Source organism: Armatimonas sp. (assembly GCF_031410135.1).
Taxonomy (GTDB): Bacteria; Armatimonadota; Armatimonadia; order Armatimonadales; family Armatimonadaceae; genus Armatimonas.
Genome location: NZ_JANNYP010000344.1, coordinates 1 through 4,391 on the forward strand (window position 1 = coordinate 1; position 4,391 = coordinate 4,391).

A 4,391-nucleotide genomic window follows, 5' to 3' on the forward strand; every position below is an offset into this window, starting at 1 on the left:
AGTTAAGCCCTATTGCGGCGAAGATACTTGGGGCAAAAGCCCCTGGGAAAATAGCGCGACGCCAGAATTTATGTGATTGGCCCTTCTTGGTCTTGCTAAGTGAAAGCTTAGTGAAACCAGGAAGGGCCATTTCTGTTTGTGGGCTCGTTAGGGACCTCTGTTTTGTGGAACTTTCGATGGGGAGAGAAGGGTACAATAGAGGCATGAGCCTCTACGATTCGCTTCCCTTGACCTTTCCTCGCCGCAAGACCCGTGCTGTTCGTGTGGGCAATATTTTTATCGGTGGTGACCACCCGGTTGTAGTTCAGTCCATGATCACGGAGGAGACGAAAAATGTCGAGTCCTGTGTCCGTCAGATTACCGAGATGGCCCGTAAAGGTGCGGAGATTGTTCGTGTCACGACCCCAACCTTGATGGAGGCGCACAAGCTAGGGGAGATTAAGGATAAGCTCCGGGCGCGGCTTGTCAACGTACCTTTAGTCGCCGATGTGCACCACCAGGGTAGCGATATTGCTGTCGCTGTCGCGGAGTACGTGGATAAAGTGCGTCTTAATCCCGGTCTTTTTGTCTTTCACAAGCACACGGGCCGCGACGAGTTTACCGAGTCCGAGCACGAGGAGCAGCGTGAGGCCATCGAGGCGAGCCTCGTGCCCGTGATCGAGGCGTGTAAAAAGCGCGATATTGCGATACGCATCGGCGTGAACCACGGCTCACTGGCGGAGCGTATGCTGGTCACCTATGGTGACACACCCGAGGGGATGGTACAGAGCGCCCTCGAGTATCTGCGTATCTGCGAGAAGTATGACTTTCGTAATCTTGTGATCTCCCTCAAAGCTAGCCGCGTCCCGATCATGCTAGCCGCGAATCGCCTCATGGTACAGCGTATGGACGCCGAAGGTATGGACTACCCACTCCATCTCGGTGTTACTGAGGCCGGTGATGGTCAGTACGCACGGATTAAATCCACCACAGGCATCGGAACGCTACTTGCTGAAGGTATTGGTGATACCATTCGGGTTTCTTTATCCGAAGATCCTATCCAAGAGTTACCTGTTTGTTATGAGATCCTTCAAGCACTGGGTTTGCGAAAAACACAAGTTGAGTTCATCGCTTGTCCAAGCTGTGGACGCACAAAATTTGATCTTCCAACAGTTTTAAATCAAGTAAAACGTGCGACGAATCACTTAGTGGGACTTGATATTGCCGTGATGGGCTGCATCGTTAATGGCCCCGGCGAAATGGCAGATGCCGATTATGGTTATGTAGGCAAAGCGGGTGGAAAGATCACGCTCTATCGCAAGCGTGACGAAATCAAAACAGTGGATCAGAGCGTCGGTGTGGAAGAGCTGATTGCACTGATCAGGGCCGATGGTATGTGGCAGGAGCCCAAGATAGAGAGCTAGGCCAGAGTAATATTAGCGGCCAGAAGTGCGTCGCGGAGAGTACTGCGGAGCGCGGGTAGGAGCTGTACAGGGCGCTGGCCGTGGGGGGCTTTGAACGTGATTCGGAGGGTGGTCTTGGTGGCATCGGCGGCTGTGATTCCCTCAACTCTAGCGGGCTCGGGAAGGTTCTGGGTGGCGAGTGCCTCTTCGATGAGTTTCGTTACCACGGTGATGTCTTCAGCAGCTCCGACAGAAAGCTCGAAGCTAGTTCCTACTAGGCCACGGCTGTGGTTGCAGACCTGGGCAATGTCGCCGTTGGAGAGAATGTAGAGCTTTCCGTCATCGTCGCGGATTCGGGTAATGCGCATGCCAAGCTCTTCAACGGTGCCTGTGACAGTGCCGATGGTGACGTAGTCACCCGCGACGTACTGGTCTTCGAGTAGCAGAAAATAGCCCGTGATTACGTCTTTGACGAGCTTCTGGGCTCCAAAACCAAAGGCGAGACCGGCGACACTGGCGGTTCCTATAATTGCTGCGACGTTGATCCCGATGAGACTCAGGCCTGAGACGATAAAGACAAAGCCCAGCACAAAATCCGCCGTGTTCTGGAGTAGACCCGCAAGGCTCCGTACCCGCGAGGCTTGGTGCTCCGCCTTGGCCCGTACCGCCAGCTGCTCCCCGACGCGGCGCACTACCCGCTTGAGGAGCCAGCGCATCGCCAGATAGAGCAACACCAGCAGGGCCAGCTCCAGCGCAAAGAGCACGATGCGTCCGTAGGCCAGCCGCTCCAGGCCCGTTAGCTCCGAGAAATCCTCCACCACGCCCCGCGCGGAGATCGGGAGCTTGGGAGTCGGGCTGGGAGCGGGTGTGGGGGGCATCTAGACCAGCCCGCCCTCACCGAGCTTGTCGGCTTGGTCAATACTCACGAGCGAGTCTATGATGTGCTGAATGTCACCGTCCATGATGTTGTTCAGGCTATGAATGGTGAGCCCAATACGATGGTCCGTGAGGCGATCTTGTGGGAAGTTGTACGTTCGGATCTTGTCCGACCTATCCCCAGAGCCCACTTGCAAGCGTCGATTCTGTGTCACCGATGACATCATTTTCTCCAGCTCGATATCGTAGAGGCGTGAGCGCAAGACGCGCATGGCGGACTCACGGTTCTGGAGCTGGGAGCGCTGATCCTGACAGGCGACCACGATCCCCGAGGGGATATGGGTGATGCGGACGGCAGTCTCGTTCTTCTGGACATTCTGGCCACCCGCGCCTCCCGAGAGGAAGTAATCCATCTTGAGGTCTTTGGGGTCAATGTGCACCTCGACATCATCCACTTCCGGCATCACTGCAACCGTCGCGGTAGATGTATGAATGCGCCCGCCAGACTCGGTAACGGGGACGCGCTGGACTCTATGCACGCCGCCCTCGAACTTCATTTGGGAGAAGGCACCCTCGGCTTGAATGGAGAGCTGGGCATCTTTGACACCGCCAATGCCCGTCTCCTGCGCTGCGATCAGCTCAGACTTCCAGCCTTTGCGCTCGGCGTAGCGCATGTACATCCGCAAGAGCTGTCCGCAAAAAAGCTCCGCTTCGTCGCCGCCGGTGCCGGGACGGAACTCCATGATGACACTTTTTTCATCGGCGGGGTCTTTCGGCAAGAGCATGAGGCGTAGCTCTTTTTCCAGCGGCACGACCTGGGGCTTCAGATCGTCCAGCTCGGCTTGGGCCAGCTCTTTCATCTCGGAATCGCTGAGCATCTCTTCCGCATCGATGATTCCTTGTAGCGCGGCTTTGTAGCGGCGGAAGGTTTCCACGAGGGGAGTAAGCGCGGTGTGCTCGCGTGCCACGGGCGCATAGCGTTTGGCATCCGTGGCGACAATGGGATCCATCATGAGATGGAGGAGTTCTTCGTAGCGTTTTTCAACGTCGAGTAGTTTTTCAAACATGGGTTTTTCCAGAATCAAACAAAAAGGCAAGCAACAAGCGAAAATCGAAGCAAAGAGGGAGACGTGGAAAGATGCAGTAGCCCGGAGGCTATAGAGGAAGGGGCCAGAGGCTGGCGTGAAGGAAGCTGTGCATCGTAGAATCTAAGGGATTGTATCATAATGCCACAAAATCGTCGTACCATTACGAGCTACACACTTGCCGATGCGCTTACTTCTCTTCGATGGGATACAAAACGCCACGGTAATCTGCTTTGCATCGCCCCTGAGAAAACTCCGCTTAGGATGCCTGGGCCAACGATGGAGGGGTTTGGGATCTTAGGCGAGTGGCTCTACCAGCAGGACAAACTGGCACATGAGCGTCTGGGGACGCCACCGACTGCTGGCTGGATGCCACAAGACTTCGTGGGGGCGTTTGGTCAGAGCCTACGTCGGTTTGGGAGTGTGACAGCAATTGGCCCGGCGGAGCGTGTCACCTACAGCCGCAATCCCACGGCACCACGCGTTGAGGCTACCACGAGTGCATTTCTGGAGACTGTGACCGAGGCGCAGTGGCAGCAGCTCTGTGGCGCTGGGCTTGCTGTGGCGCAGTGTACGGCAAGCCAGCGTATGCTGGTGCAAGGACTTCTCCCAGAGTCTACTCAGATTTATGATGCATCGTTTCAGAACTTGATCCTACTGGACAGCACGCGAAGATCTCAGATGATGCTCTTGCTGGAACTGACCGCTGTTGTGCAGGGGCCGCCGTTTGGATCGTTTCGATTTACGCTCCTGGGGAGTGGGATCAACAGTCCCCTCAAGCCTCAGGCGTCTCCCTTTGGGCAAGAGCTTCTTCAAAAACTCCCCAACCGGGGAGGAGCCGGACAGCTCAATACGAGATTGCTCTCCGGGAGTGTCTCCCTGATGGGCGAGAAACTCACCGTCGAGGAAGGGCGATTGCATATAAAATCCGAGGTATTCTGAGCCAAAATGCACTTGGCTCAGGAGGGCCTCACCCCATTGATGGAAGCCACGGATACCCCGAAAACAACGCGATATTCTCTCATAGAGCACTTCCAAGACATACCAG

Annotated in this window: 4 protein-coding genes; 2 read left to right on the forward strand and 2 right to left on the reverse strand. The window is 55.8% G+C overall.

Annotated elements, in window-relative coordinates; all coding sequences use genetic code 11:
* Nucleotides 1-203: 203 nt before the first annotated feature.
* Entirely contained in the window at nucleotides 204-1,403 is a 1,200-nt protein-coding gene (gene ispG, locus RMO15_RS12600) for a (E)-4-hydroxy-3-methylbut-2-enyl-diphosphate synthase (protein WP_309712917.1), read from the forward strand.
* Here the strand turns inward: ispG and RMO15_RS12605 are convergent.
* Nucleotides 1,400-2,260 carry a mechanosensitive ion channel domain-containing protein gene (locus tag RMO15_RS12605; RefSeq protein WP_309712919.1) on the reverse strand — a complete coding sequence of 287 codons (861 nt, stop codon included), beginning with the start codon at nucleotides 2,258-2,260 and terminating at the stop codon, nucleotides 1,400-1,402. The two genes, ispG and RMO15_RS12605, sit on opposite strands and share 4 nt — an antisense overlap.
* Nucleotides 2,261-3,325 carry a peptide chain release factor 1 gene (gene prfA / locus RMO15_RS12610; protein WP_309712921.1) on the reverse strand — a complete coding sequence of 355 codons (1,065 nt, stop codon included), beginning with the start codon at nucleotides 3,323-3,325 and terminating at the stop codon, nucleotides 2,261-2,263.
* A gap of 282 nt (nucleotides 3,326-3,607) precedes the next feature.
* On the opposite strand from prfA, the gene RMO15_RS12615 reads away from it, so the two are divergent.
* Nucleotides 3,608-4,285, forward strand: a complete 678-nt coding sequence (locus RMO15_RS12615) for a hypothetical protein (protein WP_309712924.1) — start codon at nucleotides 3,608-3,610, stop codon at nucleotides 4,283-4,285.
* Nucleotides 4,286-4,391: the final 106 nt, after the last annotated feature.